23 protein-coding genes and 1 tRNA gene are annotated in these 23,724 nt (G+C 70.7%); 12 read left to right on the forward strand and 12 right to left on the reverse strand.

The window, feature by feature from the left end; all coding sequences use genetic code 11:
• Positions 1-75: 75 nt before the first annotated feature.
• The 4 genes from OG746_RS29125 (at position 76) to OG746_RS29140 (ending at position 3,494) form a co-directional block, all read left to right on the forward strand.
• Complete coding sequence (locus OG746_RS29125; protein WP_266720042.1) at positions 76-651, forward strand: TerD family protein; 576 nt, start codon at positions 76-78, stop codon at positions 649-651.
• Between the two features lie 104 nt (positions 652-755).
• Positions 756-1,331, forward strand: coding sequence for a TerD family protein (locus tag OG746_RS29130; RefSeq protein WP_266720044.1), 576 nt, complete (start codon positions 756-758; stop codon positions 1,329-1,331).
• A 160-nt stretch (positions 1,332-1,491) separates the two neighbouring features.
• Positions 1,492-2,637, forward strand: a complete 1,146-nt coding sequence (locus OG746_RS29135; protein ID WP_266720046.1) for a DUF475 domain-containing protein — start codon at positions 1,492-1,494, stop codon at positions 2,635-2,637.
• A 113-nt stretch (positions 2,638-2,750) separates the two neighbouring features.
• The gene (locus tag OG746_RS29140) at positions 2,751-3,494 is read left to right on the forward strand and encodes a TerD family protein (protein WP_266720048.1); all 744 of its coding nucleotides are present in this window, start codon (positions 2,751-2,753) and stop codon (positions 3,492-3,494) included.
• Here the strand turns inward: OG746_RS29140 and OG746_RS29145 are convergent.
• Positions 3,481-4,320, reverse strand: coding sequence for a TerD family protein (locus OG746_RS29145; protein WP_266720050.1), 840 nt, complete (start codon positions 4,318-4,320; stop codon positions 3,481-3,483). The two genes, OG746_RS29140 and OG746_RS29145, sit on opposite strands and share 14 nt — an antisense overlap.
• 221 nt (positions 4,321-4,541) lie before the next feature.
• Between OG746_RS29145 and OG746_RS29150 the strand changes: the two genes are divergently transcribed.
• From OG746_RS29150 to OG746_RS29160, 3 genes are all read left to right on the forward strand, one after another.
• The gene (locus OG746_RS29150) at positions 4,542-5,714 is read left to right on the forward strand and encodes an HpcH/HpaI aldolase/citrate lyase family protein (protein ID WP_266720052.1); all 1,173 of its coding nucleotides are present in this window, start codon (positions 4,542-4,544) and stop codon (positions 5,712-5,714) included.
• A gap of 68 nt (positions 5,715-5,782) precedes the next feature.
• Positions 5,783-8,179 (forward strand): phosphoribosyltransferase, encoded by a 2,397-nt coding sequence (locus tag OG746_RS29155; protein WP_266725500.1) that lies wholly within the window; start codon positions 5,783-5,785, stop codon positions 8,177-8,179.
• Positions 8,176-8,982: an HAD family hydrolase gene (locus OG746_RS29160; protein WP_266720054.1), complete on the forward strand. Its 807-nt coding sequence runs from the start codon at positions 8,176-8,178 to the stop codon at positions 8,980-8,982. Before OG746_RS29155 ends, OG746_RS29160 begins: the two co-directional genes overlap by 4 nt.
• A 558-nt stretch (positions 8,983-9,540) precedes the next feature.
• On the opposite strand, the gene OG746_RS29165 is transcribed toward OG746_RS29160, so the two are convergent.
• From OG746_RS29165 to OG746_RS29180, 4 genes are all read right to left on the reverse strand, one after another.
• Positions 9,541-9,756 carry an FmdB family zinc ribbon protein gene (locus OG746_RS29165; protein ID WP_266720056.1) on the reverse strand — a complete coding sequence of 72 codons (216 nt, stop codon included), beginning with the start codon at positions 9,754-9,756 and terminating at the stop codon, positions 9,541-9,543.
• A gap of 25 nt (positions 9,757-9,781) precedes the next feature.
• Positions 9,782-10,300, reverse strand: a complete 519-nt coding sequence (locus OG746_RS29170) for a DUF4383 domain-containing protein (protein ID WP_266720058.1) — start codon at positions 10,298-10,300, stop codon at positions 9,782-9,784.
• A gap of 112 nt (positions 10,301-10,412) precedes the next feature.
• Positions 10,413-11,798, reverse strand: coding sequence for a coiled-coil domain-containing protein (locus OG746_RS29175; protein ID WP_266720060.1), 1,386 nt, complete (start codon positions 11,796-11,798; stop codon positions 10,413-10,415).
• Positions 11,799-11,897: 99 nt separating this feature from the next.
• Complete coding sequence (locus tag OG746_RS29180; protein WP_266720062.1) at positions 11,898-12,677, reverse strand: DUF4097 family beta strand repeat-containing protein; 780 nt, start codon at positions 12,675-12,677, stop codon at positions 11,898-11,900.
• A gap of 214 nt (positions 12,678-12,891) precedes the next feature.
• On the opposite strand from OG746_RS29180, the gene OG746_RS29185 reads away from it, so the two are divergent.
• A tRNA-Val gene (locus tag OG746_RS29185) sits at positions 12,892-12,963 on the forward strand.
• Between the two features lie 34 nt (positions 12,964-12,997).
• Here OG746_RS29185 and OG746_RS29190 read toward each other — a convergent pair.
• Positions 12,998-13,414: a DUF8825 domain-containing protein gene (locus OG746_RS29190; RefSeq protein WP_266720064.1), complete on the reverse strand. Its 417-nt coding sequence runs from the start codon at positions 13,412-13,414 to the stop codon at positions 12,998-13,000.
• A 161-nt stretch (positions 13,415-13,575) separates the two neighbouring features.
• Between OG746_RS29190 and OG746_RS29195 the strand changes: the two genes are divergently transcribed.
• Entirely contained in the window at positions 13,576-13,827 is a 252-nt protein-coding gene (locus OG746_RS29195) for a DUF2277 domain-containing protein (protein ID WP_266720066.1), read from the forward strand.
• 22 nt (positions 13,828-13,849) lie between these two features.
• Here the strand turns inward: OG746_RS29195 and OG746_RS29200 are convergent, their stop codons facing one another.
• Positions 13,850-14,482, reverse strand: a complete 633-nt coding sequence (locus OG746_RS29200) for a DedA family protein (protein ID WP_266720068.1) — start codon at positions 14,480-14,482, stop codon at positions 13,850-13,852.
• A 254-nt stretch (positions 14,483-14,736) separates the two neighbouring features.
• Here OG746_RS29200 and OG746_RS29205 point away from each other — a divergent pair, with 254 nt between their 5' ends.
• Positions 14,737-15,255, forward strand: a complete 519-nt coding sequence (locus OG746_RS29205) for a superoxide dismutase family protein (RefSeq protein WP_266720070.1) — start codon at positions 14,737-14,739, stop codon at positions 15,253-15,255.
• An 86-nt stretch (positions 15,256-15,341) separates the two neighbouring features.
• On the opposite strand, the gene OG746_RS29210 is transcribed toward OG746_RS29205, so the two are convergent.
• The 4 genes from OG746_RS29210 to OG746_RS29225 form a co-directional block, all read right to left on the reverse strand.
• The gene (locus OG746_RS29210) at positions 15,342-15,791 is read right to left on the reverse strand and encodes a DoxX family protein (protein WP_266720072.1); all 450 of its coding nucleotides are present in this window, start codon (positions 15,789-15,791) and stop codon (positions 15,342-15,344) included.
• A 96-nt stretch (positions 15,792-15,887) separates the two neighbouring features.
• Positions 15,888-17,879: an FAD/NAD(P)-binding protein gene (locus OG746_RS29215; RefSeq protein ID WP_266720074.1), complete on the reverse strand. Its 1,992-nt coding sequence runs from the start codon at positions 17,877-17,879 to the stop codon at positions 15,888-15,890.
• A 364-nt stretch (positions 17,880-18,243) separates the two neighbouring features.
• Positions 18,244-19,878, reverse strand: coding sequence for an alkaline phosphatase D family protein (locus OG746_RS29220; RefSeq protein ID WP_266720076.1), 1,635 nt, complete (start codon positions 19,876-19,878; stop codon positions 18,244-18,246).
• Positions 19,879-20,026: 148 nt separating this feature from the next.
• Positions 20,027-20,671 carry an HNH endonuclease family protein gene (locus tag OG746_RS29225; RefSeq protein ID WP_266725502.1) on the reverse strand — a complete coding sequence of 215 codons (645 nt, stop codon included), beginning with the start codon at positions 20,669-20,671 and terminating at the stop codon, positions 20,027-20,029.
• 275 nt (positions 20,672-20,946) lie between these two features.
• On the opposite strand from OG746_RS29225, the gene OG746_RS29230 reads away from it, so the two are divergent.
• Positions 20,947-21,693, forward strand: a complete 747-nt coding sequence (locus tag OG746_RS29230; RefSeq protein ID WP_266720078.1) for a DUF4142 domain-containing protein — start codon at positions 20,947-20,949, stop codon at positions 21,691-21,693.
• A 231-nt stretch (positions 21,694-21,924) separates the two neighbouring features.
• The gene (locus OG746_RS29235; RefSeq protein WP_266720080.1) at positions 21,925-22,602 is read left to right on the forward strand and encodes an HAD-IA family hydrolase; all 678 of its coding nucleotides are present in this window, start codon (positions 21,925-21,927) and stop codon (positions 22,600-22,602) included.
• A 139-nt stretch (positions 22,603-22,741) separates the two neighbouring features.
• On the opposite strand, the gene OG746_RS29240 is transcribed toward OG746_RS29235, so the two are convergent.
• The gene (locus tag OG746_RS29240) at positions 22,742-23,575 is read right to left on the reverse strand and encodes a peptidoglycan-binding protein (protein ID WP_266720082.1); all 834 of its coding nucleotides are present in this window, start codon (positions 23,573-23,575) and stop codon (positions 22,742-22,744) included.
• Between the last annotated feature and the right edge of the window lie 149 nt (positions 23,576-23,724).

Genomic DNA, 23,724 nt, shown 5'->3' on the forward strand with positions numbered 1-23,724 from the left:
ACTAGGATCCAGACGTTGATCCGATACCAGAGCACTACGGGGGCTCCCCGCCCCTAGAGACCATAGGGAGGATTCGTGGGAGTCAGCCTCAGCAAGGGCGGCAACGTATCGCTGAGCAAGGAGGCCCCTGGCCTCACGGCCGTGGTCGTGGGCCTCGGGTGGGACGTCCGTACCACCACGGGTACGGACTTCGACCTCGACGCCAGCGCCATCCTGACGAACGCCGAGGGCAAGGTCCGCAACGACCAGGACTTCGTGTTCTTCAACAACCTGAAGAGCGCGGACGGCTCGGTCGAGCACACCGGTGACAACACCACCGGTGAGGGCGAGGGCGACGACGAGCAGGTCAAGGTCGACCTCGCCTCGGTTCCGGCCGATGTCGACAAGATCGTGTTCCCGGTGTCGATCTACGACGCCGAGAGCCGTCAGCAGTCCTTCGGCCAGGTGCGCAACGCGTTCATCCGCGTCGTGAACCAGGCGGGCGGCACCGAGATCGCCCGTTACGACCTCTCCGAGGACGCCTCCACCGAGACCGCGATGGTCTTCGGTGAGCTGTACCGCAACGGGGCGGAGTGGAAGTTCCGCGCCGTCGGTCAGGGCTACGCGTCGGGTCTGCGCGGCATCGCGCAGGACTTCGGCGTCAACGTCTGAGCCGAAGCACCGCAGCACGTTCATCCCGTCCGGCGCCGCACCTCCAGTGCGGCGCCGGACGCGCTCGACCACAGCACCACCACACCTCGGGGAGGACCACGATCATGGGCGTCACACTCGCCAAGGGAGGCAATGTCTCCCTCTCCAAGGCCGCACCCAACCTCACACAGATCCTGGTCGGGCTCGGATGGGACGCGCGCTCCACCACCGGAGCCGACTTCGACCTCGACGCCAGCGCACTGCTCTGCAGCGGTGGCCGGGTCATGGGTGACGAGTGGTTCATCTTCTACAACCAGCTCAAGAGCCCCGACGGTTCGGTCGAGCACACGGGGGACAACCTCACCGGTGAGGGCGAGGGCGACGACGAGTCGGTCCTGGTCGACCTCTCCAAGGTGCCGGCCGACTGCGACAAGATCATTTTCCCGGTCTCCATCCATGACGCGGACAACCGCAGCCAGACCTTCGGCCAGGTCAGCAACGCGTTCATCCGTGTCGTGAACCAGGCGGACGGCCAGGAGCTCGCCCGTTATGACCTCTCTGAGGACGCATCCACCGAAACTGCCATGATCTTTGGCGAGGTGTACCGATACGGAGGAGAGTGGAAGTTCCGGGCAGTCGGCCAGGGGTACGCGTCCGGGCTCCGGGGCATCGCTCTAGACTTCGGAGTCAACGTTTCCTAAAGCGTTTTCCTGGTGAGGTTCAAGCTCGGGCGGTTCCGGGGTTTTCCTGCTGGGGGTCCGGGGGTCGTCCCCCGGAAGAATGCAGTGCAAAGCCGTGCGCGGAGCGGGGGAGCCCCGTACAACCAGCACGGGGAAACCCGTACACATGATGGGGTAGCCAGTGGTTCTGAAAACCTTCGGCTGGTCGTTCGCGATCACCGTGCTCGGCTTGATTGCCGCGGTGTTCTACGACGGATGGGAGGCCTTCGGGGTCGTCCTGATCCTCGCGATCCTGGAGATCTCGCTCTCCTTCGACAACGCGGTGGTCAACGCCGGAATCCTGAAGAAGATGAGTGCCTTCTGGCAGAAGATCTTCCTCACGATCGGCGTGCTCATCGCCGTCTTCGGTATGCGGCTGGTCTTCCCTGTCGTGATCGTCGCCATCAGCGCCAAGCTGGGCCCGGTCGAGGCGGTCGACCTCGCGTTCAACCAGCCCGACCGCTATCAGCAGTTGGTCACGGACGCGCACCCGTCCATCGCCGCCTTCGGTGGCATGTTCCTGTTCATGATCTTCCTCGACTTCATCTTCGAGGAGCGCGACATCAAGTGGCTGGGCTGGCTGGAGCGCCCGCTCGCCAAGCTCGGCAAGGTCGACATGCTGTCGGTCTGCATCGCCCTGATCGTGCTGCTCATCGCCTCCATGACCGTCGCGGTCAACGCGCACCAGCACGGCGGCGCCCACGCGGACAAGCAGGCCACCGTGCTGCTCGCGGGTGTCGCGGGCCTCATCACGTACCTCGTCGTGAACGGTCTGTCGGGCTTCTTCGAGCACCGTCTCGAGGAAGAGGAGGAGCGTGAGCACGAGGCCGAGGAGAAGGCCAAGCGCGAGGGCAAGCCGCAGTCGGCGGTCGTGATGGCCGGCAAGGCCGCGTTCTTCATGTTCCTCTACCTCGAGGTCCTGGACGCGTCCTTCTCCTTCGACGGCGTGGTCGGCGCCTTCGCCATCACCAACGACATCGTGATGATGGCCCTCGGCCTCGGTATCGGTGCCATGTACGTCCGTTCGCTCACGGTCTACCTGGTCCGCCAGGGCACCCTGGACGACTACGTGTACCTGGAGCACGGCGCGCACTACGCGATCGGCGCGCTCGCCGTGATCCTTCTGGTCACCATCCAGTACCAGATCAGCGAGCTCATCACGGGCTTCATCGGAGTCGTGCTGATCGCCTGGTCGTTCCTGTCCTCCGTGCGGCGCAACAAGCGCCTCGCGGCGGCCGAGGGCGACTCCGGGAGTTCGGACAAGACCGAGGTGTCATCAGGAGTCTGATTCACGGGTTTGACCCCTGGGGCATTCCTGGAACGCTTTGAGCGGGGCGGTTGTACGAGGACAAGTCCTCAGCGGCCGCCCCGTCGGCATGTACGGCGGCACTTGGGGGCGGTATGTCCTTCTGGGACAGGGTATGGCGCGGGAACTCCGCACAGTTCGAGTTCGATTCGGGCAGCGCGGCGACCAACTCGATCGAACTCACCAAGCGACATCCGGTCGTCTCGCTCTCCAAACAGGGCGCGGCCACCGGCAACCTGCGGGTCAACCTGTCGTGGCGGATGCGGACTTCGGACATCGGCGGCTCCAAGCGGAACAGCCTGGTGCGGCATCCGTTCAGCATGTTCAAGCCCGATGTGGTGCAGGCACACACCCAGTCGATGGTCAATGTGGACCTCGACCTGGGCTGCCTGTACGAGCTGAAGGACGGCACGAAGGGTGTCGTACAACCGCTCGGCAGTTTCTTCGGGGCGCTCAACGAGGCGCCGTACGTGAAGCTCAGCGGTGACGACCGGTTCGGCTCGGCGTCCGGTGAGACGATCTACGTCAATCTCGATCACCGCGACTCCATCAAACGCCTGCTGGTGTTCGTCTACATCTACGACCAGACGCCGGCGTTCGACCGTACGCACGCCCACGTGACGCTGTACCCGAGCAACGGCCCCCGGATCGAGATCAGCCTCGACGAGCGGGCACCGCAGGCCCGCTCGTGCGCCGTGGTCTCCATCGAGAACGTGAAGGGCGACTTCGTCGTACGTCGCGAAGTGCGCTTCGTGTACGGGTTCCAGGCCGAGCTCGACCGGCTGTACGGGTGGGGCCTGCAGTGGGGCCGGGGCTACAAGTCCGTCACTGGCCGATGAACTGAGGCCCCTGCGGCGGGAGCTTGAAGGCCGGGTCGGGCCACGCCGACACCGGCTGCGGGTACCCGTACGCGGGCGGCTGCTGCTGGGTGGCGGCCGCGGGCGGATAGCCGTACGAGGGCGGCTGCTGGGGCGGCAGCGGGAACGACGTCGCCGCGACCGGAGCGGCCTCGGGCATCGGTCCGGGAGCCACGAGGGGCGGCGCGGGCTCGGCGACCGGGGCGGGTGCGGCGGGACCGGGCACGGGCTCGGGCCCGTCGGCGGCATCGGGTTCGGCGGATTCGTCGACCGAGATGCCGAAGTCCGTGGCGAGGCCCACCAGGCCGTCGGAGTAGCCCTCGCCGACCGCGCGCAGCCGCCAGCCGTCACCGCGCCGGTACAGCTCGCCGCAGATCAACGCGGTCTCGGCACCGGTCTCTGGCTTGATATCGAAGTACGCGATCGGCTCGGCGCCCTCGGCCCCGGCGTCGTAGAGGGACAGTCGCAGCGACCGCACGGTCTCGAAAGGAGTGGCGTCCGGGTCCGTGGAGGCCGTCACGAGGATCCGGGTGATCTCCTCGGGAACGCCCGAGAGGTCCGCCTGAACGGTGTCCGTCATGCCGTCCGCGACGCGCTTCTGGCCGAGCCGCCAGACCTTCCCCGAGGGGTGGCGCGGCTGGTTGTAGAAGACGAAGTCCCCGTCGGACCGGACGCGTCCGTCGGCCGTGAGCAGCAGCGCCGAAGCGTCGACGGTCGGCGCGCCCTGCCCCGAGGACCAGCGGAGCACGGCGCGCACCGCCGTGGCGTCGAACGGGACGTTCGCCCCCTTGAGCATCGCGTGCGTCATGCGGTCATCCTGCCTCCCCGCTCCTGGCCGGGACAACGCGGGGTGCAAAGATCGACATCTCTGTGCGCAGGCATCGCCCGCCGCGCGCGAGGCCCGGAAAACAGCACACGACATGCGCCAGTTACCAGAACTTCATTACGGACGGGAACCTTTGACACACCCTTGTACGTACTATTACCGGCCACATCATTTCGGGTGGACCGGCAGTACGGGGGAGTCTTATGCGTCATTTCGGGCACATCGCCCCTGAGGTGCGGGAGCGTCTGTTCCACGAGGAGCCGCGGGACTTCACCGCGGGCTCCCCGCCCCGCATGCTCGCGGCGGCACTCGGGGCGACGCTCTACAGTCCGGCGACCCGCCCCCAGCTCGCGGACGACGTGCTCAAGCAGGCCGGACGCGGCGTCGTCTCCATGGTGCTGTGCCTGGAGGACTCGATACACGACGGCGAGGTGCCGGGCGCCGAGGAGAACCTGGTGCGGCAGTTCGCCGAGCTCGCGGGCCGGGTCGCCGAGGGGGCCGAGCCGCCCCTGCTCTTCATCCGGGTACGGGCCCCGGAGCAGATCACCGATCTCGTGGCACGGCTCGGTAGCTCCGTGGACCTGCTGTCCGGATTCGTGCTGCCCAAGTTCACCGAGGAGCGGGGCGTCCCCTTCCTGGAGGCCCTCACCGCCGCCGAGGCGGCCACCGGACGTCGGCTTTTCGCCATGCCGGTCCTGGAGTCGCCCGACCTGCTGCACCTGGAGACCCGCGGCGAGACGCTGGCCGGCATCGCCCGCGCCGTCGACAAGTACCGCGACCGCGTCCTCGCGCTGCGCCTCGGCGTCACCGACTTCTGCTCGGCGTACGGGCTGCGCAGGCCCGCGGACATGACGGCGTACGACGTCCAGATCGTGGCCTCCGTCATCGGTGACGTGGTCAATCTGCTGGGCCGGGCGGACGGCACCGGGTTCACGGTGACCGGGCCCGTCTGGGAGTACTTCCGCCACCAGGAGCGGATGTTCAAGCCGCAGCTGCGCCGCAGCCCCTTCCTGGAGGGGCGGGCCGACGACCTGCGGCAGGCGCTCATCCAGCACGACATGGACGGGCTGCTGCGCGAGATCGAACTGGACCGGGCCAACGGGCTGCTCGGCAAGACCTGCATCCACCCCACGCACGTGCTGCCCGTGCACGCGCTCTCCGTCGTCAGCCACGAGGAGTACAGCGACGCCCGCGACATATTGCGGCCCGAGCGGGACGGTGGCGGTGTGCTCCGGTCGGCGTACACGAACAAGATGAACGAGGTGAAGCCGCACCGCGCATGGGCGGAGCGGACGCTGCGGCGCGCGGAGGCGTTCGGGGTGGCGCGGGAGGACGTGGGGTTCGTGGAGCTGCTGACGGCCGGGTTGCCGGGATGAGTGACGAGGAGAGTCGGGCTTTCGGGGTGCGTGAATTCGGGGTGCGTGAGGCGAGAGGCAGCGGGAACGTGGTGTGGTCGGGGGAGTGGGTCGCCGAGCGGCTCGGGGTCGGGCTGACGGGTGACCGGGAGCTGTCCGGACTGCTTGGGCTCGCGCTGCGACGCAACCCCAAGCGCGCGCACCTCCTGGTGTCGAACGTGCTGGGCAAGCACGTTCCGCAGCGCCCATCCGTGGTGTGGGGTGCGGGGCGTGAACTCGGCGTCCGCGTAAGGGAACTGCTGGGCGACGAGGCGGCGCGCCGCGCGGTCGTCCTCGGCTACGCCGAGACGGCGACGGGGCTCGGGCACTCGGTCGCCGACGGTCTGGCCCTCGCGACCTATCTGCACTCCACGCGCAGGCCGGTCGAGGGCGTGGCCCGCGCGGGCGGCTTCGAGGAGTCCCACTCGCACGCCACCTCGCACCTGCTGCTGCCCGAGGACCCGCACCTGCTCGCGGGGGACGGCCCGCTGGTCCTCGTCGACGACGAGTTCTCCACGGGGAACACGGTCCTGAACACCATCAGGGCGCTGCACGAACTGCACGCGCGCGAGCACTACGTCATCGTCGCGCTCGTCGACATGCGCTCGCCGGGCGACCAGGGGCGGCTCGAGGAGTTCGCGCGCGACATAGGGGCGCGGGTCGACCTGGTGGTCGCGGCGCGCGGCACGGTGGAGCTGCCGGACGGGGTGCTCGAGAAGGGGCAGGCTCTCGTCGCCGCGCACGAGGGCGGGCAGCTGCCCGCACCCCGCCGGGAGTGCGCCGAGCTGGTGCGCCTCGACGACCTCGGCTGGCCGCGGGGCCTGCCGGACGGCGGACGGCACGGGTTCACACCGGAGCACCGGGAGCGCCTCGAAGCGGCGCTGCCCGACATGGCCGCGCGCCTCGCGCCGCACCTCGGCGACGGACGCGTACTCGTCCTCGGCAACGAGGAGTTGATGTACGCGCCGCTGCGCCTCGCCACCGAGCTGGAGGCGGCGGGCGCCGATGTCGCGTACTCCACCACGACCCGCTCGCCCGTCCTCGCCGTCGACGACCCCGGCTACGCGATCCGCAGCCGCCTCGTCTTCCCGGCGCACGACGCGCCGGCGGACGGGCCGGGAGACCGGTTCGCGTACAACGTCGCGGGGGGCGGCTTCGACACGGTCGTCGTCGTGCTCGACTCGGTGGGCGACACCGCCGAACTCGACTGTCCCGGCGGGCTGTTGGAGCAGGTGGCCGCGCACGCGTCGCGGGTGGTCGTGGCCGTGGTGCCGTCGTACGTTCCCCAGGAAAGGTCCTCCATGCCGTTGCCCGAGCCGCTGCGCGGTCCCGCGTTCTCCTCGTACGCGCCGGACGAGGTGGGGTGGCTGCTCCAGGACCTGTCGGACGTCCAGCTGGAGGCGCCGACCGAGGAGCGCGAGGAGGCCATTCAGGGCGGGGGCGCGCACTACGCGGAGTCGCTGCCCGTCGAGTACCAACCCAGCGCGCAGTACCAGGAGTTGTTCCACGCGGCTCTTGAGGCGTCGGCGGGGCGAATAGCCCACGCGGTGGGCGTGGTCACCGAGACGGTGCTCGCCGAGCGCTCGCCGCGACCGGTCCTTGTGTCGCTCGCGCGCGCGGGAACGCCGGTGGGAGTGCTGATGCGTCGCTGGGCGCTGCGACGGCACGGGCTCGAGCTGCCGCACTACGCGGTGTCGATCGTGCGCGGACGGGGGATCGACGCGAACGCGCTGCGCTGGCTGGCCGCGCACCACGATCCGGCGGATGTGGTGTTCGTGGACGGGTGGACCGGCAAGGGCGCCATCACGCGGGAACTCGCGGCCGCGGTCGCCGAGTTCGAAGGGTTCGACCCGGAGATCGCCGTGCTCGCCGACCCGGGGTCGTGCGTGCGGACGTACGGGACGCGGGAGGACTTCCTCATCCCCTCGGCGTGCCTCAACTCCACGGTGTCCGGGCTGATTTCGCGGACGGTGCTGCGGTCCGACCTGGTCGGGCCCGACGACTTCCACGGGGCGAAGTTCTACTCCGAGCTGGCCGGTTCGGACGTCTCCGGGCGGTTCCTCGATGCGGTGGAGGAGCGGTTCGCGGAGGTCGCCGACGCGGTCGACGCCGAGGCCAAGGAGTTGCAGGGGGTCGATCGGGCGCCCACGTGGGAAGGGTGGGCGGCCGTCGAGCGGATCAGCGAGGAGTACGGGATCCACGACGTGAACCTGGTGAAGCCCGGGGTCGGCGAGACGACGCGGGTGCTGCTGCGGCGGGTGCCGTGGAAGATCCTGGCGCGGGCGGACGCGGGGGCGGACCTCGACCATGTGCGGTTGCTGGCGGAGCAGCGGGGGGTTCCGGTGGAGTTGGTGGACCAACTGCCGTACACCTGCGTCGGGTTGATCCATCCGAAGTTCACGCGCGGGGCGACGGGGACGGACGGCAAGGCGGTGGCGGCCAAGTGACCACGCCCGTTGTCGTCGCGAGTGACCTCGACCGTACGCTCATCTACTCCGCCGGCGCGCTCGGCCTGACGATGCCCGATGCCGAGGCGCCGCGGTTGCTCTGCGTCGAGGTGTACGAGGGCAGGCCCCTGTCGTACGTCACCGAGGACGCCGCCGAGTTGCTGGTCGAGCTGGGGCGGCGCGCGGTGTTCGTGCCCACGACCACGCGGACGCGGGAGCAGTATGCGCGGGTGCGGTTGCCGGGGGCGGCGCCGACGTATGCGATCTGTGCGAACGGTGGGCACCTGCTGGTCGACGGGGTGTCGGACCCGGAGTGGCGGCGTGCGGTCGGGGAGCGGCTCGACTCGGAGTGTGCGCCGCTCGGGGAGGTGCGGGAGCGGATGGTTGCCGCGGCGGATCCGGCGTGGCTGCTGAAGGAGCGGGTCGCGGAGGATCTGTTCGCGTACCTGGTGGTCGACCGGGCGGCGCTGCCGGAGGGGTGGGTCAAGGAGCTCGGGGAGTGGGCCGACGGGGTCGGGTGGGGTGTGTCGCTTCAGGGGCGGAAGGTGTATGCCGTGCCGAAGCCGTTGACCAAGGGGGCGGCGGTTTCGGAGGTTGCGCGGAGGGTTGGGGCGGGGTTGACGTTGGGGGCGGGGGATTCGTTGCTGGATGCGGATTTGCTCCGCGTGGTGGATCGGGGGTGGCGGCCGGGGCACGGTGAACTGGCGGATGTGGGGTGGGTGTCGCCCGGGGTGACGGTGTTGGGGGAGCGGGGGGTTGCTGCGGGGGAGGCGGTGTTGCGGGGGTTTCTCGGGGCGCTGTGAGGTGGGCCTGGGGCGGGGCCGGGGTTTTGAGCTGTGCCGGGGTCGGCGCCCGTCGTGAGGGGTGCGCGGCACCGGGGTTTTTTGAGCTGCGACGGGGTCGGCGCCTGAGGTGATGGGCGCGCTGCACCGGGGTGCCGCCTTGCCCACCCTGCCGCCCAAGGCGGCAGATTGCCCAAGGCGGGTGCGGCCGACCGCAACGGGTGGGGAGCCGTGCTTGCGGCGGATTGCCCAAGGCGGGGCGGCGTCGGCCGTCAGGGGTGGGGAGCCGGAGCTGGTGGCAGATTGGCCAAGGCGCGTGTGGTCGACCGCAACGGGTGGGGAGCTGGGGTTGGCGCGGATTGCCCAAGGCGGGGGCGGCGTCGACCGCCAGGGGTGGGGAGCCGGGGCTGGTGGCGGATCGGCCAAGGCGGTGGCGGTCGACCGCCAGGGGTGGGGAGCCGGGTTGGCGGCGGATTACCCAAGGCGGGGGCGGAGCCGACCGTGAGTAGCCGTAGCCGCAGCCGCAGCCGCAGCCGCAGCCGCAGCCGCAGTCGTGGGCGCAGCCGCAGTCGTGGGCGCTCAGCCGCAGCAGCAGCCGCCTCCGCAGCAGCCGCCGCCTCCGCCAGCCGTGGCGGGTGGGGTGGAGGTTGTGCCGGCTACTGAGACCGTTGAGAGGAGCTTGATCGTGTCCTCGTGGCCCTCGGGGCAGGTGGCCGGGGCGGCGGAGGCGGACATGGGGCGGGACAGTTCGAACGTGGTGGTGCAGCTGCGGCAGCGGTACTCGTAGCGGGGCATGCGCCAAGAGTACGGTCAGGACCGGTCAGTTGGTGTGTGCCTGGCTGTGCCTGGCCTGCCAGTACGGGTTGTTGTGCGGGAGTGATCCGCTCACCCGGCCGTACATGCCGAAGCACATCAGCAGTACGCCGACGACAAAGCTGAACAGCACGTTCTGGATGCGGAACGCCAGGAAGTTGAAGCCGGTGTCCAGCAGGGCCAGGTTCACGAAGCCGCTGAGGATGAACAGGATGCCCAGCGTCATGTTGAGCGTCGACGCGAAGTTGCCGCCGATCACCATGCCGACGAAGAGCAGCAGGCCGACGCAGATGGACAGGACGCTCAGCGCGCCGTTCGTGCTGAGGCCCGCGACGGTGTCCCCGCGGGTGTCGAAGAAGCCGATCTTGTCGATGAGCCCGAGGATCCCGAAGGCCAGCAGAACGAGCCCCATCAGGCCCGCGCCGGTGCGGTACACCTTGCTGAGCCGGTGATCGAGGGGCAGATGCTCGTCGAGCGTGACATGGCGTCGGGCACCGGGACTGGGGTGGAGTACGTGCGTGGACATGATCGCCTCGCCTCCTGGCACGCGGCACGCGGCATGCGGCACGTGTGCACCTGACGTACGTACGTGACTTACGTACCTCAAGGGTCCGCCCGTCACCCGGTGAACGCCAACCTCAGACGCCGCCGCCCCGGTCCTCCCGGATCTGCGTGACCACGCGGGCCACCGTCCGCCGCACGCCCTCCGTCTCGGTCAGGAAGTGCCAGTAGTCGGGGTGGCGCCCCTCCAGGCCCGCGACGGCGCGGTCCAGGCGGGCCACGGAATCGTCGAGGGGTCGGGCGTGCCGCGGGTCCGGCGTGGAGCGGCCCGCCATCGCGAGGCGCTGCGCGTCCCGGATCGCGAACCGGGTGCGGTCGATCTCCGCCCGCGGATCCTTCGCCACCGCGTTCAGCCGCTGCAGGCGGTCGGAGGCCGCCGACACCGACTCGTCCGTCGCGTTCAGCAGGGCACGGACCGTGGACAGCAGCGCCGTCGCGTTCGGCCAGTCCTGGCTCTCGCGGGCCGAACGCGCCTCGGCGAGCTTGGACTCGGCCTGCCGCACGTTCTCCGCGGCCATGTCCGGCACGGACTGGAGGTCCTGCCAGCATGCGACGGTGAACCGGCGCCGCAGCTCGCTGAGCACCGGCTCGACCTGCCCCGCCCGCGTCTGGAGCGCCTGCGCGCGGGTCCGCAGCGAGACGAGCCTGCGGTCGATCTCGGACGCCCGCTCGGGCAGCCGCTCGGCCTCCGCCCGTACCCTCTCGGCATCCCGCGCGACCCGCTCCGCGCGCTCCAGCGTCTCCGGTACGCCGTGCTGCCCCGCCCCCTGGTTCAGCCTGGTCAGCTCGGGGCCGAGCGCGGCGAGCCGGGCCGCCAGGTCGTCGGCCTTCAGGCCCGCCTGCCGTACGGAGTCGAGCGCGGTCGTCGCCGCAAGCAGGGACTGCCGGGCGCGCTCCACGGACGGGGCGAGCCGCGCGAGCTGTGTCTCCGCCTTGCCGAGCAGCGGTCCGATGCCCTGCGCGAAGCGGTCCAGGTCCTGCTTGACCTGCGTCAACTGCTGCTTCGCCTGCGTCAGTTGGGCATGGGCGCGGGAGGCGGCGGACGCCTCCAGGTCGTCCCGGTCCAGGTCGTGCGCGTCGACCGCGGTGATGTACTGCCCGCTGACCTCGTCGATACGGCGGCCGAGCGCCGCGAAGTCGTCGACGGCGCGGCGGGCCGCCGGCGAGTCGTCGACCGCGGTGATCGTCTCTATCGAGATCCGCAGATCCCGCTGGGCGGTGTCCAGCTCGTAGAAGGCGGCGGCCGCATCGTCCTTGGCGGTCTGCGCCTGCGCGCGCTGCGACTCGGCGCGGCCCCCGAACCATCGCCGGGTGCCCCCGGCGTTGAACGCGCCCGTGAGCGCGGCCGTGAGGAGCGGGAGGGGCAGGAGGGTGAGGGTGACGAAGTCCCGGAGCGGGCCTGAGCGGCGGCGGTCCCCGCGAGGGCGTGGATCACGGTCGGGGGACGACGGATGCTGTCGCATGGATGTCGTCGTCGCCGTCACAAACCTCTCCTGTGCTGCCCGTACGGTTCTTAACCGGTGTCCATTCTCCCACCGGTTAAGAACGAATACACGGGCCGGTTAGTTCGCGGTTCGGACCGTGACTTTCCCGTCCTCGGTGCGGGCGGATACCCGGTGGTCACTGTGGGTGTCGCGCGGGACGGAGACATCGACGGCGCCGTCCTGCGTGTCGGTGGTGACGTCGTACGCGGCGGAGCCGGGCAGTCCGAGGGTCAAGGCGCCGTCCTGGGTGGTCGCCTCGACGCGGGCGGGGGCCGTGCGCAGGTCGACCCGGGCGCTGCCGTCCTCGCTGTGGACGGTGACCCGGCGGGCGTCGATGCCGGAGGCGTGCAGGGATCCGTCCTCGCCGGTGAGGCGCAGTGGGCCCGAGGCGCTCTCGACGCGGACCGAGCCGTCGCTCGTCGTGATGTCGAGCCCGTTCTTGAAGTCGCGGGCGTGGACACTGCCGTCGTCGTTGCGGACGGCCACGGCGATGCCGCGCGGCACCTCGATGCGGTGCCGGACCGAGCAGTCGGCGATGAGGCCGTTGCAGTGCAGGCGCAGGGTGAGCCGGTCCTCGTCGGACTGCCATTTCCACGTCGCCTTCGGCGAGGAGCCGACCACGGTGGAGCCCTGGAACCACCGGGTGACCTTCACCTGGTCGCCGTCGCCGGGGACCAGGTCGAGCCGCGAGTCGTCCGAGTCGACCGTGAGCGTCCTGCCGTGCAGGGCGAAGGAGCGGTGCTGGGGCTTCTCGTCGTCGGAGGAGTCGGCCCCGCACGCGGTCGCGAGCGTCGCGACGGCGACCGCGGCTCCGGCGGCGGCCAGGACGCGGACGGTGCGAGGCGAGCGGACTGACATGGTGAACTCCCCGTGTGGAACCCGGTGTTGCGGCACCGACCCGGTGGCCGGCACTCATGAACGTACGGGGGTGGGGATCGCCTCCGGGATGTGGACGGCCACCGGATTCCGAGGGGGGTTAACCCCCGCAGGCGTCGCGGCCGTCACGGGATTGCGGAGCATCGGCACCGGCAAGGTAGTCTGTCCATTCGTCCTGGCCACACGCCGGGATCACGGGCGCGTAGCTCAGGGGTAGAGCGTCTGCCTTACAAGCAGAATGTCGGCGGTTCGAAACCGTCCGCGCCCACCGTGAAGCACGATGAACGAAGGCCCTCAGGCGATCAAGCCCGGGGGCCTTCGTCGTTGCCGGGACCTTCGTCGTTGCCGGGACCTTCGTCGTTCCCGGAGGCGTCGTGTGCGGGCTCGTCGTGCACATGCTTGAGGCGTGCGCGGGCCCGCACCGCGTCGCCGCCCTTCAGCTCGGACCAGTACCGATGGCACGTCACGAAGACGGCCAGTTCCAGCTCGCGCCTGCGGAGTTTCTCCACCTCCGCCTGATCGTCCTCGCTCCAGCCGGGCGAGGCCGCGCGCTCCGTCTTGCGCCAGCCCTGCGTGTCTATGACTGCGTCGTGGGGCTCGACCGACCAGGGGAGCCGCTTGAGCAGGGCCAGGAGCTCGGCCCTGATCTGATGCAGCTCTGCCTGGCCGGCGAGAAGGTCGCCGGGGTAGTCGAAGTCGGAATCATCGGTCGCTGCCACCCGGCAATGGTACGTCTGTTCGAATTCAGGGTGCGAGCAACTTCGGGTACTTCATCGGGTGGTTCACGCGAACGTGTGGTCGATCGGGGGCCCGGCCGTTGGATGCCCGGCCGTGGGGCGATCGCAGGGTGCGGAGCGCTGGCCGGCGGCAGACTGGAGGCATGTGCCGCAGCATCAAGACCCTTCGCCCGCCCGCGCTCCCCGAAGAGGCCACCGGGGACGAGATCAGGGCCGCAGCCCTGCAGTACGTGCGGAAGGTGTCCGGCTTCCGGGCGCCGGCCGCGCACAATCGCGAGGTGTTCGAACGGGCGGTGGACGACATCGCCCGCGCGACCGCCGAGCTGCTCGACGGCCTGGAGGTGCGCGGGGCCGCGCACTCGAAGGACCCGAAGGAGGCGGCTCGGGCCTCTTGAGCCGAAGGCCGAGCGGAGCGGCTCAGGCCTCCTGGGCCGCCGGTACCGGCCTGCGCATCACATACGCCGCCACCGCGCCCGCGCCCACCAGAGCGAGGACCGAGACGACGGTGGAGAGCCAGCTCGCGCCGAGCCACTGCGCGCCGAAGTAGCCGAGCGCCACGCTGTACGCGGCCCAGGCCACGCCCGCGGCGGCCGACCACGGCAGGAACTCGCGGACCCGGCGGTGCGCCGTGCCGGCCGCGAAGGAGACGACCGAGCGGCCCGCGGGCGCGAACCGGGCGATGATCACGAGCAGCCCGCCGCTGGAGCGCGCGAGCGCCCCGCCGAGACGTTCCTGCGCGGTGCTCAGGCGCCGGGAGCGGGCGAGGGCGCGGTCCAGGCGCTCGCCGCCGCGCCAGGCGATCCGGTAGGCGACCAGGTCGCCGAGGACCGAGGCCGTCGCGGCGCAGAGCGTGAGGGCGAGCAGGTCCGGGAGGTCGGGGTGTGGCACGCCGCCGGTGGCGGCAGCGCCGCCCGCGGTCGCGGTGGCCGCGGCGATCACGAGGAAGCCGCTGGGCAGCACGGGCACGAACACGTCGAAGACGACGGAGAGCGCCACGATCGCGTAGATCCACGAACTGTCGGTCAGTGACCCCAGGACACCTTGCAGCACTGTTCGCCTACTCCCGTACGGACCGTTCCGGTGATTTCCGGCCGTTCCTCCCGACAGGAGCGGCTGACATGACAGCTCTACAGCGTACGCCTCAGAAGTGGCTGAAGTGGCGAAAGGGGCACAGTTGTTCCTGATCTCACGTTCCCGCGTGTTCCTGCCGTGATGGGTCGGTCACGTCCCGTACCAAAAAGTCGGTACAGGACGGGTCTGGTGACCCCAAGTGATCGGAGGAAACGGAAATGAAGGCGAAAATCGTGACAGGTGTCCTGGCGGCGGCCGCGCTCGCGGTGACCACCGGCACCGCCGACGCTACGACCAGTTACTGGGTGCGGATGGCGGGGCACTTCTCGCCGCCGAACGCGTTCGTCGCGTCGTCGGCGCTCACGTACGACAAGGTCCTCGTGCCCCCGGCGTCGTCGATCGAGGTGTCGCAGCACGGGACCGACTCGTCCGGCATGACGGTGAGTATGCGGGTGAGAGGGCTCGTGCCGGGCCACAAGTACGGCGCGCACGTGCATCAGAAGTCGTGTGGCGCCGACCCCAAGGCGGCGGGCGGGCACTACCAGAACGTGGTGGACCCGAAGCGGGTGACCGCGGAGAACGAGCTCTGGCTCGACTTCACCGCCGACGCGAAGGGCAATGGCAGCGCGAAGGTGCACAAGTCGTGGGGGCTGCGGCACGGCGGCGCGGGTTCCATCGTGATCCACGACAAGCCGGGCGCGTCGGGGGACCGGGTGGCGTGCTTCTCGGTGCCGTTCACCTCGATCTCCTGAGGTCTTACGTGTAAGTACGCGTACGACGGCGGCCCGCCCTCCACGAGTTCACGTGGGGAGCGGGCCGCCGTTGTACGCGCGGGACCTCAGGCCGGGACGGCCTCGCCGGTCCGTGCCGTGTCCTCGACCCGTTCGCCGCGTCCGGCGAAGAGGCGGTCGAGGCCCAGCGCGCCGGAGCCGGTGAAGACGAGCAGCAGCATCGCCCAGCAGAACAGCACGGAGGCCTCGCCGCCGTTCTGGAGCGGCCACAGCGACTCGGGCTGGTGGACCTTGAAGTACGCGTAGGCCATCGAGCCCGACGCGATGAAGGCGGCGAAGCGGGTGCCGAGGCCGAGCAGCACGAGGCCGCCGCCGACGAGCTGGATCACGGCCGCGTACCAGGCGGGCCAGACGCCGGTCTCGACGCTGCCGCCGCCCATCGCCCCGCCGAGGACGCCGAAGAGCGAAGCGGCGCCGTGGCAGGCGAAGAGCAGGCCTATGACGATGCGGAAGAGGCCGAGAGCGTAGGGCTGGGCGCGGTTGAGACGTCCAGTCATGGTGGGGCTCCTTCGGTCGGTGGGGACGAAACCGAGAGCACCGGCGCGAGGAGCGCCTTCATCGCCGCTGCCGCCACCGGTGTGGGGCGCCAAAGATTAGGGGAACCTAATTAGTGCTTGCAAGTTCAACATCCGGCCATGATCGCCCTCCGGATCGGCTTCCGCTTCGGGCGTGGCGGGGTCCGCGCCGGCCGTGCGCAGGGCGGCGCGGGCCACCGCGTCGGCGTCGGAGAGGGTGACCGAGTCGACCCCCGGACGGGCCCCCGCGGCGGTCACCCAGTGCACCCCCTCGGTGGGCACTCCGAAGGCGAACCGCCGTGTGTGCGACCGGCCTTGACGGTTGATCAGGTGGTACGGGTGGGGCGTGACGTCGAGGCCTCCGGTTTCGTGCCCGTCGACCGTGTGCGGCCGGGCGCCGCCGGTCTTGAGGAGGCGTATCAGCAGGTCGTCGGCGGTCCTGCGGAGGTCGGGCTCGGGCAGCCGGGCCTCGACGAGTGTGGTGACCCTCACGGTCGAACCGGGTACGTCGGGCGAGTGCGCGACGAAACGGCCGTCCCGCACCGTCACCTCCATGCGCGGCCCGACGACGGTCAGGACGCCGGCCTCGATCAGCGCGGTCAGCTCCTCGATACGTCGCCGGGGTGGCCCGATCGACAGGAACGCGTTGAGCGGGGTGTACCAGCGGTCGAGGTGGTCGCGGCGCGAGACGCCGGTCAGGCCGCCGTGGTCGACGACGAGCCGAAGTTCGTTGCGCAGGTCGCGCAGCACGTCGAGGGCGGCCTTCACCGGGCCTTCCACGTTGCCGAGCGCGGCGTGTGCGGCGTCCTCGCGAAGATGGCCGAGAAGCCAGGCGCGCCATGTGGCGGGAGAGGTGTACGTGCGGCCCGAGGCGGGGCGTGAGACGCGGTCCCAGGACCACAGAAGATCCTCGGAAATCCCGAACTCGCCGAGAACGGCGGCCTCTTGGCGGGAGCGGTGGGGCGCGGCGAGGAAGCGCTCGCGGAAGGAGTCGTCGGTGCGGCGTCGGGTGTCCGTGGCCCGCAGGAGCGTCTCGTAGTAGACCGTTTCGACCTCCTTCGCGACCAGCGGCCATATGTCGGCGAGGAAGTCGGGGGCGTCGCCGGAGTCGGCCCGTTTGCGGAATCCGGCTATCAACTCGGGGGTGAGTACGGCGGGTTGGTGGCGGCCGTACGCGCCCTTGGCGTTGTCGCCGCGCGCCTGGTGGGGGATGCCGCGGCGTGAACCCGCGTACAGGCGGGGCTCGTTGCCCGAGGGGAGGTAGCGCAGGCCGCCGTCCGCCGTGCGTATGTGGCGGCCGCCGCGGCCCTGCGTCAACAGGGCCATGTGGTCGAAGAAGTTGAGGCCGAGGCCGCGCAGGAGGACGGGTTCGCCGGGGGCCAGGGGGCTCAGGTCGAGCTCGGCCGGGTTGGCGGGCGGGAGGTGGCGCAGGCCGTGCCGGCGGGCGTACTCGGTGAGGTCGCGCTCGGCCGGGGCGGGGGCGGTGGGCAGGTGGCCCTGGGTGAGGACGACCGCGTGCAGGCCGGTGAGGCGGTGGCCGTCGGCGAGGGTGAGGGTCTGGAGGCCGTCCGCGGCGCCGGGGGTGTCGGTGCCGGAGGCGTCGTCGAGGCGGACGGCGCGGGTGGCGTGTGGGACGACCTCCACGGACGCCGGGGCGGACGCCACCGTTTCGGCGAACACCCAGCGCAGGTAGCGCCCGTACTGGGCGCGGGTCGGATACGCGTCGGGGGCGAGTGCCGCGTCGTGCCGCAGGGCCCACTCGTACAGGCTCGGGCCCGGGCGGATCGGGCCCGAGCAGTCGACGCTGTCGTCGGTGAACAGGGTGACCTGCGAGGCGACCGTGTTCATGAGGAGTTCCGGAGCCTGGTCCGTGCGCCAGACGGCGCCCGCGCCCGGCGGGTGCGGGTCGATCAGGTGGATCGTGAGCCGGGTTCCGGGCGGGAGGAGCTCGTCCGCCGATGCGGTGAGGCGTTCCAGGACGCTGGTGCCGCGGGGGCCTGCGCCGACGATGGCGAGGGCGAACGTGGGGGGTGCGGGGTGCGTGGGGTGCTCGGGGTGGGGGACGGGCAAGGTGGGACTCCCGAGGCATGTGGGGCTGCTGGGAAGCGGATGGACGGCCTCATCATGCCGGTTCCCTGCCGGGAGTGGTGCGGGCCAGTGGGGGTGTGGTCCGTCTCACCTGGGGTGGGCCGTGTGTCGGTGCGGGTTGGTGCCGGCCGGCCGGGCCTACGTCACGGGGCTCTGCCCCGGGCCCCGCGCCTCAAGCGCCGGCGGGGCTGATTTTGCCGAACCGGCGTTACGGGCTCGGGGCTCTGCCCCGGACCCCGCGCCTCAATCGCCGGCGGGGCTTGATTTGCTCAATCGCCGCCGGGGGCTTGAACTACGTCAGCCTCCGCCGGGGCTTGAAGTACGTCAGCCTCCGCCGGGGCTTGAACTACGTCAGCCTCCGCTTTTCCGCCCGCACCAAGCCCCGGCGTGCGTCCGCCTGGTCGAGGGTCAAGTGGGCGGTGCGGGAGCGGAGGGTCAGGGTCATGAGTTGGTTGCCGAACCAGGGGCCGCCCGTTCGGCGCCAGGCGATGCGTGGTGTGGCCGCGCGGGCGTGGCGGGCGAAGCGGCGGCCGATGATCCGTCCGAAGCGGCTCCAGCCGAAGCGGAAGCCGACGCGTATGGATGCCGGGACGGAGTTGTGCACCGGGGAGCAGGTGAGTTGCAGGACGCGGGCGCTCGGGGCCTCGGCGGTCGCGGGCCAGGTCGGCTCGGCGACGTAGGCGTGGTGGACGTCACCGGAGAGGACCGAGATCGTCGCGGGCGCGGCGGACCCCGAGCCGGCCTCGGCGATCAGGTCCGCGAGCGCGTCGAAGGACTTGGGGAACGCCGCCCAGTGCTCCAGGTCCGCCCTGCGCCGCAGATCCTCCCCGAACCGCGCCCAGCGCGCCCCTCGTTCACCCCGGCACAGCGCCGCGTTCCACCCCTCGGCGTCGTGGATGAGGTGCGGGAGCAGCCAGGGCAGCGACGTACCGATGAGGAGGTGGTCGTACGTGCCGTGGTCCGCGAGGGTCTGTTCGCGCAGCCACTTCGCCTCGCCGGGCGAGAGCATCGCCCGGTGTTGTTCGTCGAGGACGCGGGCCGCCCGGGTGTCCACCATGAGAAGGCGTACGCGGCCGAAGTCGCGGCGGTAGCTCCAGCGGACCGAGTCGGGGTCCGTGTCGGCGCGGGCGGCGAACTCGCGGAGCGCGTCCGTGCCGTCGGGGGTGGCCCGGACGGCCGCGTAGACCGGGTCGGTGGCGAGCGCCGCCGGTGACAGATTGCCTATGTGCTGGTGCACCCAGTACGACATCAGGCCGCTCAGCAGGCGCTCGCGCCACCAGGGGATCTCGCGCATCTCGGCGAGCCAGGAGGCGCTGGTGTTCCAATCGTCGATCAGGTCGTGATCATCGAAGATCATGCAGCTGGGCACCGTGGAGAGCAGCCAGCGGACCTCCGGGTCGAGCCACGACTCGTAGTAGAGGTGCGTGTACTCCTGGTAGTCCGCGACTTCCGTGCCCGGTGGCTCCGACAGGTCGCGGCGGCGGGACAGCCACGCCTGCGTCGCTGGTGAGACCTCGTCCGCGTAGACCTGGTCGCCGAGGAGGACGAGGACGTCGGGGCGCTCGCCGTCCGGGTCCGCGGCGATGCGGGCGGCCAGGGTGTCGAGGGCGTCGGGGCCCACGGGGTCGTGTTCCGCGGCCGGGGGAGCGGCCCAGCGGCAGGAGCCGAAGGTGACGCGGACCGGGGCGTCCGTCTCGTACGCCGGGGTGCGGATGGTGCTGGCCGGGTACGGCGAGTCCGGCAGCGGCCAGACCCCGCCGCCGTCGAGGATCACCTCGTACGTGGTCCGTGTGCCGGGCGTGAGCCCGGTGACCGGGATCAGCGCGTAGTGGTGCCCGTCGACCTGGAACGTGGGCGCGCTGCCCGACGCGCCGTCCGCGCAGCGCACCTCGGCGACGCAGGGCCGACTCGCCTCGACCCACACCGTCGCCGTCTCCTCGTCCACGTACCGCAGCAGTGGTCCAAGGCGCAGCCTCGCCACGTGATCGCCTCCCGCTCGTTCCTCCGACGTTCCGGCCCCGTACGGTACGGAACGTCGGAGGTGGGTGGGGCGGTTCCACCGGCCCTGTTTTCCGCGGGCCCCAGCAGAGACCTCGGCGAAGGCCCCGGCAGAGGCCTCGGCAGAGCCCTCAGCAGCCGCTGAGCCCCGACTGGATCGCGGACTTCTCCGCCGGGTCGACGCTGAGCTTGTAGTAGTGCTTCACCTGGACCCACATCCGCAGATACGTGCAGGTGTACGCGGTGCGCGAGGGCATCCACTCGGCCGGGTCCTGGTCGCCCTTGGACTGGTTGACGTTGTCGGTGACCGCGATGAGCTGCGGCCGGGTGAGGTCGTTGGCGAAGCCCTGGCGCGCGTCGTTGGTCCAGGAGCTGGCGCCCGACTTCCACGCCTCGGACAGCGGGACGATGTGGTCGATGTCCACGTCGCCGGAGGCCGTCCAGGTCGCGCCGTCGTACTCCGAGTACCAACTGCCGGACGTGGCCGCGCAGTCGGAGCCCGTCTGGACGTTCTTTCCGTCGCGCTTGAGGACTTCCTCGCGGGTGTTGCACGCGCCGGACTGGGTGATCCAGTGCGGGAACTTCTCGCGGCTGTAGCCGTCGGAGGAACCTTCCGCCTTCTCCGTCAGCTCGCCGAGGTACGTACGGGCGGTGGCGGCGCTGACAGGGGTGGGCGGGGCGGCCTGGGCGGACGGGGTGGCGAGCAGCAGGGCGAGGGCGGTGACGCCGGTGGCGGCCGCGGCGAACGTGGATCGACGCGCGTAGACCGGGCGTATGCGGCGCGAGGTCGAGGTGGGGCGCATGTGAACTCCCTTGGGGTGGGGTGGAGTTACGTGGGACCTGCCGTGCGGTGTGCTGTGGGGCGCCCGGTGTGGCAGGGTCGCGTCAATATGGTGGCGGGCCGGGAGGTCGATCACAAGTAGGCCCGGCAAAACAGGAGTTGGCGGGGGCCGGGCGCGAAAAAGAACGAGGGGATTTTTCGCCGAGCGCTGATCGGACCGGGGTTCGCGTCCGTACTCTCCGGTGTCCCTTGTTCGCGACTGGAGGCACCATGCGACTCTCGCGCTCCACGGCCGGAAACTTCTTCGTGATCGGCGCGTTGATCGTGACCGTCTCGGCCCTGGCCTATCCGGCCATGCTCGGTGTGCAGAACACGACCACGACGCAGGCGCGCGTCGTCGGCAGCACCCGCTGGGGCCCACTCACCGAGGCCGACCGTGACTTCGTGGTCAAGGTCAGGTCTGCGGGGCTGTGGGAATTCCCCCTGGGCCAGGAGGTGTTGAAGCGCGGAACGACGCCGGAGATGAAGACGGCCGGACAGCACCTCATCGTCGGGCACTCCCTCCTGGACGCCAGCTGCCGCAAGATCTCCCAGGATCTGGGCATCACCCTGCCCAACCAACCCACGCCACAACAACAGCAGTTCGTGGCGACCGTGGAGTCCAAGGGCGGCAAGGAGTTCGACTCCACGGCGTCGAACATCATGCGCGTGACGCACGGGCAGATCTTCCCGGCCATCAGCAATATCCGGGCCACCACCCAGAACTCCGAGATACGGCGGCTCGCGAACGAGGCCAACGACGTCGTGCGCGACCACATGGAGGTCCTGGAGAAGACCGGCCTCGTCAACATGGACCAGGCCCTCGCCGAGCAGACCGGGCCACCGCGGGTCCCGAAGGCGCAGATGACCCCGCCGGTGCCGCAGCCCGGGGTGCCTCAGGTCGCGCTGATCGCGCCGCCGGGGCTGCCGAATCCGTATACGAAGACGTTCCCGTCGTCGCCGCCGACGACGCGGTGAGCGGGGGTTGAGCGGGGGGTGAGCGGGGGCGTCGAGCGGCGGCGCTGAGCTGCGGCGCAGGGGGCGTCGGCGTGGAGAGCGGGGGGCGGGTGGCGATCTCCGGGTGAGTTTTTGTATCGTGGAGAAACAAAGTGGCACCCGCCCGTTCAACCCTGACCAGCGGGCGGGGCCGCCTTGTTTCCCTTCTGCCTCCGCAGCTCTCCGTAGCCCTCCGCAGTCTGGAGCCCGCCGATGTCGGCCACGCCCACTGTTCCCACTGTTCTGAAGGCGCGCGCACTTCTCCTCGACATGGACGGCACGCTCGTCAACTCCGACGCCGTCGTCGAGCGGATCTGGCGCCGCTGGGCAGCCGACCACGGATTCGACGCGGAGTACGTCCTCTCCGTCGCGCACGGCCGCCAGGCCCACGCCACGCTGGCCGAGCTGCTCCCCGAGCGGCCGATGGAGGAGAACTACGCGGACAACGCGCGGATGCTCGCCGAGGAGACCTCTGACGTGGAGGGTGTCGTCGCCGTGCCGGGCGCCCCGCGCTTCCTCGAGTCGCTTGTCGAGGGTGGCGTCGCGCACGCCCTCGTCACCTCGGCCGATCTCGCGCTCTCGACGGCGCGGATGGGGGCGGCGGGGCTCGCGTATCCGGCGGTGCGGGTGACCGCGGAGAACGTGGGGGCCAGCAAGCCCGATCCCGAGGGGTTCCTGAAGGGTGCGGCCGAGTTGGGGGTCGATCCGGCGGATTGCGTCGTCTTCGAGGACTCGGGGGCGGGTATCTCGGCGGGGCGCGCCGCGGGGATGCGGGTTGTGGGGGTTGGGCCGAGGGCCGGGGCGCACGGGGCGACCGTGTGTGTGCCGGATCTTTCGGGCGTACGGGTTGAGGTTCTTGGTCGTGGTGAGGTTGCGCTGCACCTGGGGTGACGGTTTGCCCTGGGCCACAGGTGGCGGCGTAGTCCTCGGATTGCGCCATAGCGTGGCTGGGCGCGCCCCGCGGCGGCAGCCGCAAGTAGACACAGCCCCGCGCCCCTTTTTTGGCTACCCGGCTCCCGGTCCCACTTGGCTAACGGTGGTCCTGGCCCCGTTCACCACCGGTCTCCCTCTCTAGGGCTGTCCGTGTCGGTGGGCCGTATTCGCCTTGCTCGTCGTCCTTGATGCCGCGGGAGAGTTGGTAGGTGGCGAGGGCGGATTCTGTGGGGGTGTCGAAGTCGGCGGTGATTTCGCCTACGTAGATGTTCAACTGCTTGAGGCGCCACTGGAGTTCGGCGACCTCGCGGCCACTGTCGCCCTTGCGCAGTGTCGTCGTGTCCGACGGCCTCGACGACGACGTCGTGCGGGAGGTCGAGGGGGACGGGCTCGGGCTGCGCTTCTTCGAATCCGTCTTGGGCTTCTTGCTGGTCGGGGTGGGCGACGGCGTGACTGTCCGGGAGTGCGTCGGTGAGGGCGAGAGGGACAGGGAGGCCGTCGGCGACGGGGACGCGGAGCGCGTGGTGGAGGGCGCCGAGCGGGACGGGGTGAGTGTCATCGCTGTCGCCGTCGCGGCCGTGTTGTCCGAGGCCGAGGCGCCGTCGTCGCCCGGCGACGTGATCAGCACCGTGACCAGGGTCGCCACGCTCAGCACGGCCGTGACCGCGGAGAGCAGCAGCATCCGGCCGTGCCGGGCCGGCTCGTCCGGTGCAGGGTCGTCGGCGTCATCGCCCGCGGCGTGCGGGGGCGGCGGCGGATACGCGTACGGCTCGGCGGCCCGCGGCGGCGACGGCTGCGAGGGCTCCGAGAGCGAGACATAGGGGCGGACGCGGAGCGGAGCGAAAGCTTCCGGCTCGCAGGCGCAGGACGGTACGCCGTCGGGACCTGCCCCGGCCCCGCACTCCGGACACGTACGACGTTCTTCGCTCACCGCTACGAACCCCCTCCGAGCGCTTCGGCCCCCCGCCGCGCCTCTGCAGCGCATTATGCAGACCCGTAGGACCCGGCCGCAGCCGCCGGTCCCATAAACGCTCGTCAGCACCCGTGTGCACGCAGTGACCGGACGGCGCCGCGGAAAAC

The organism is Streptomyces sp. NBC_01016, assembly GCF_026341035.1.
Lineage (GTDB): Bacteria > Actinomycetota > Actinomycetes > Streptomycetales > Streptomycetaceae > Streptomyces.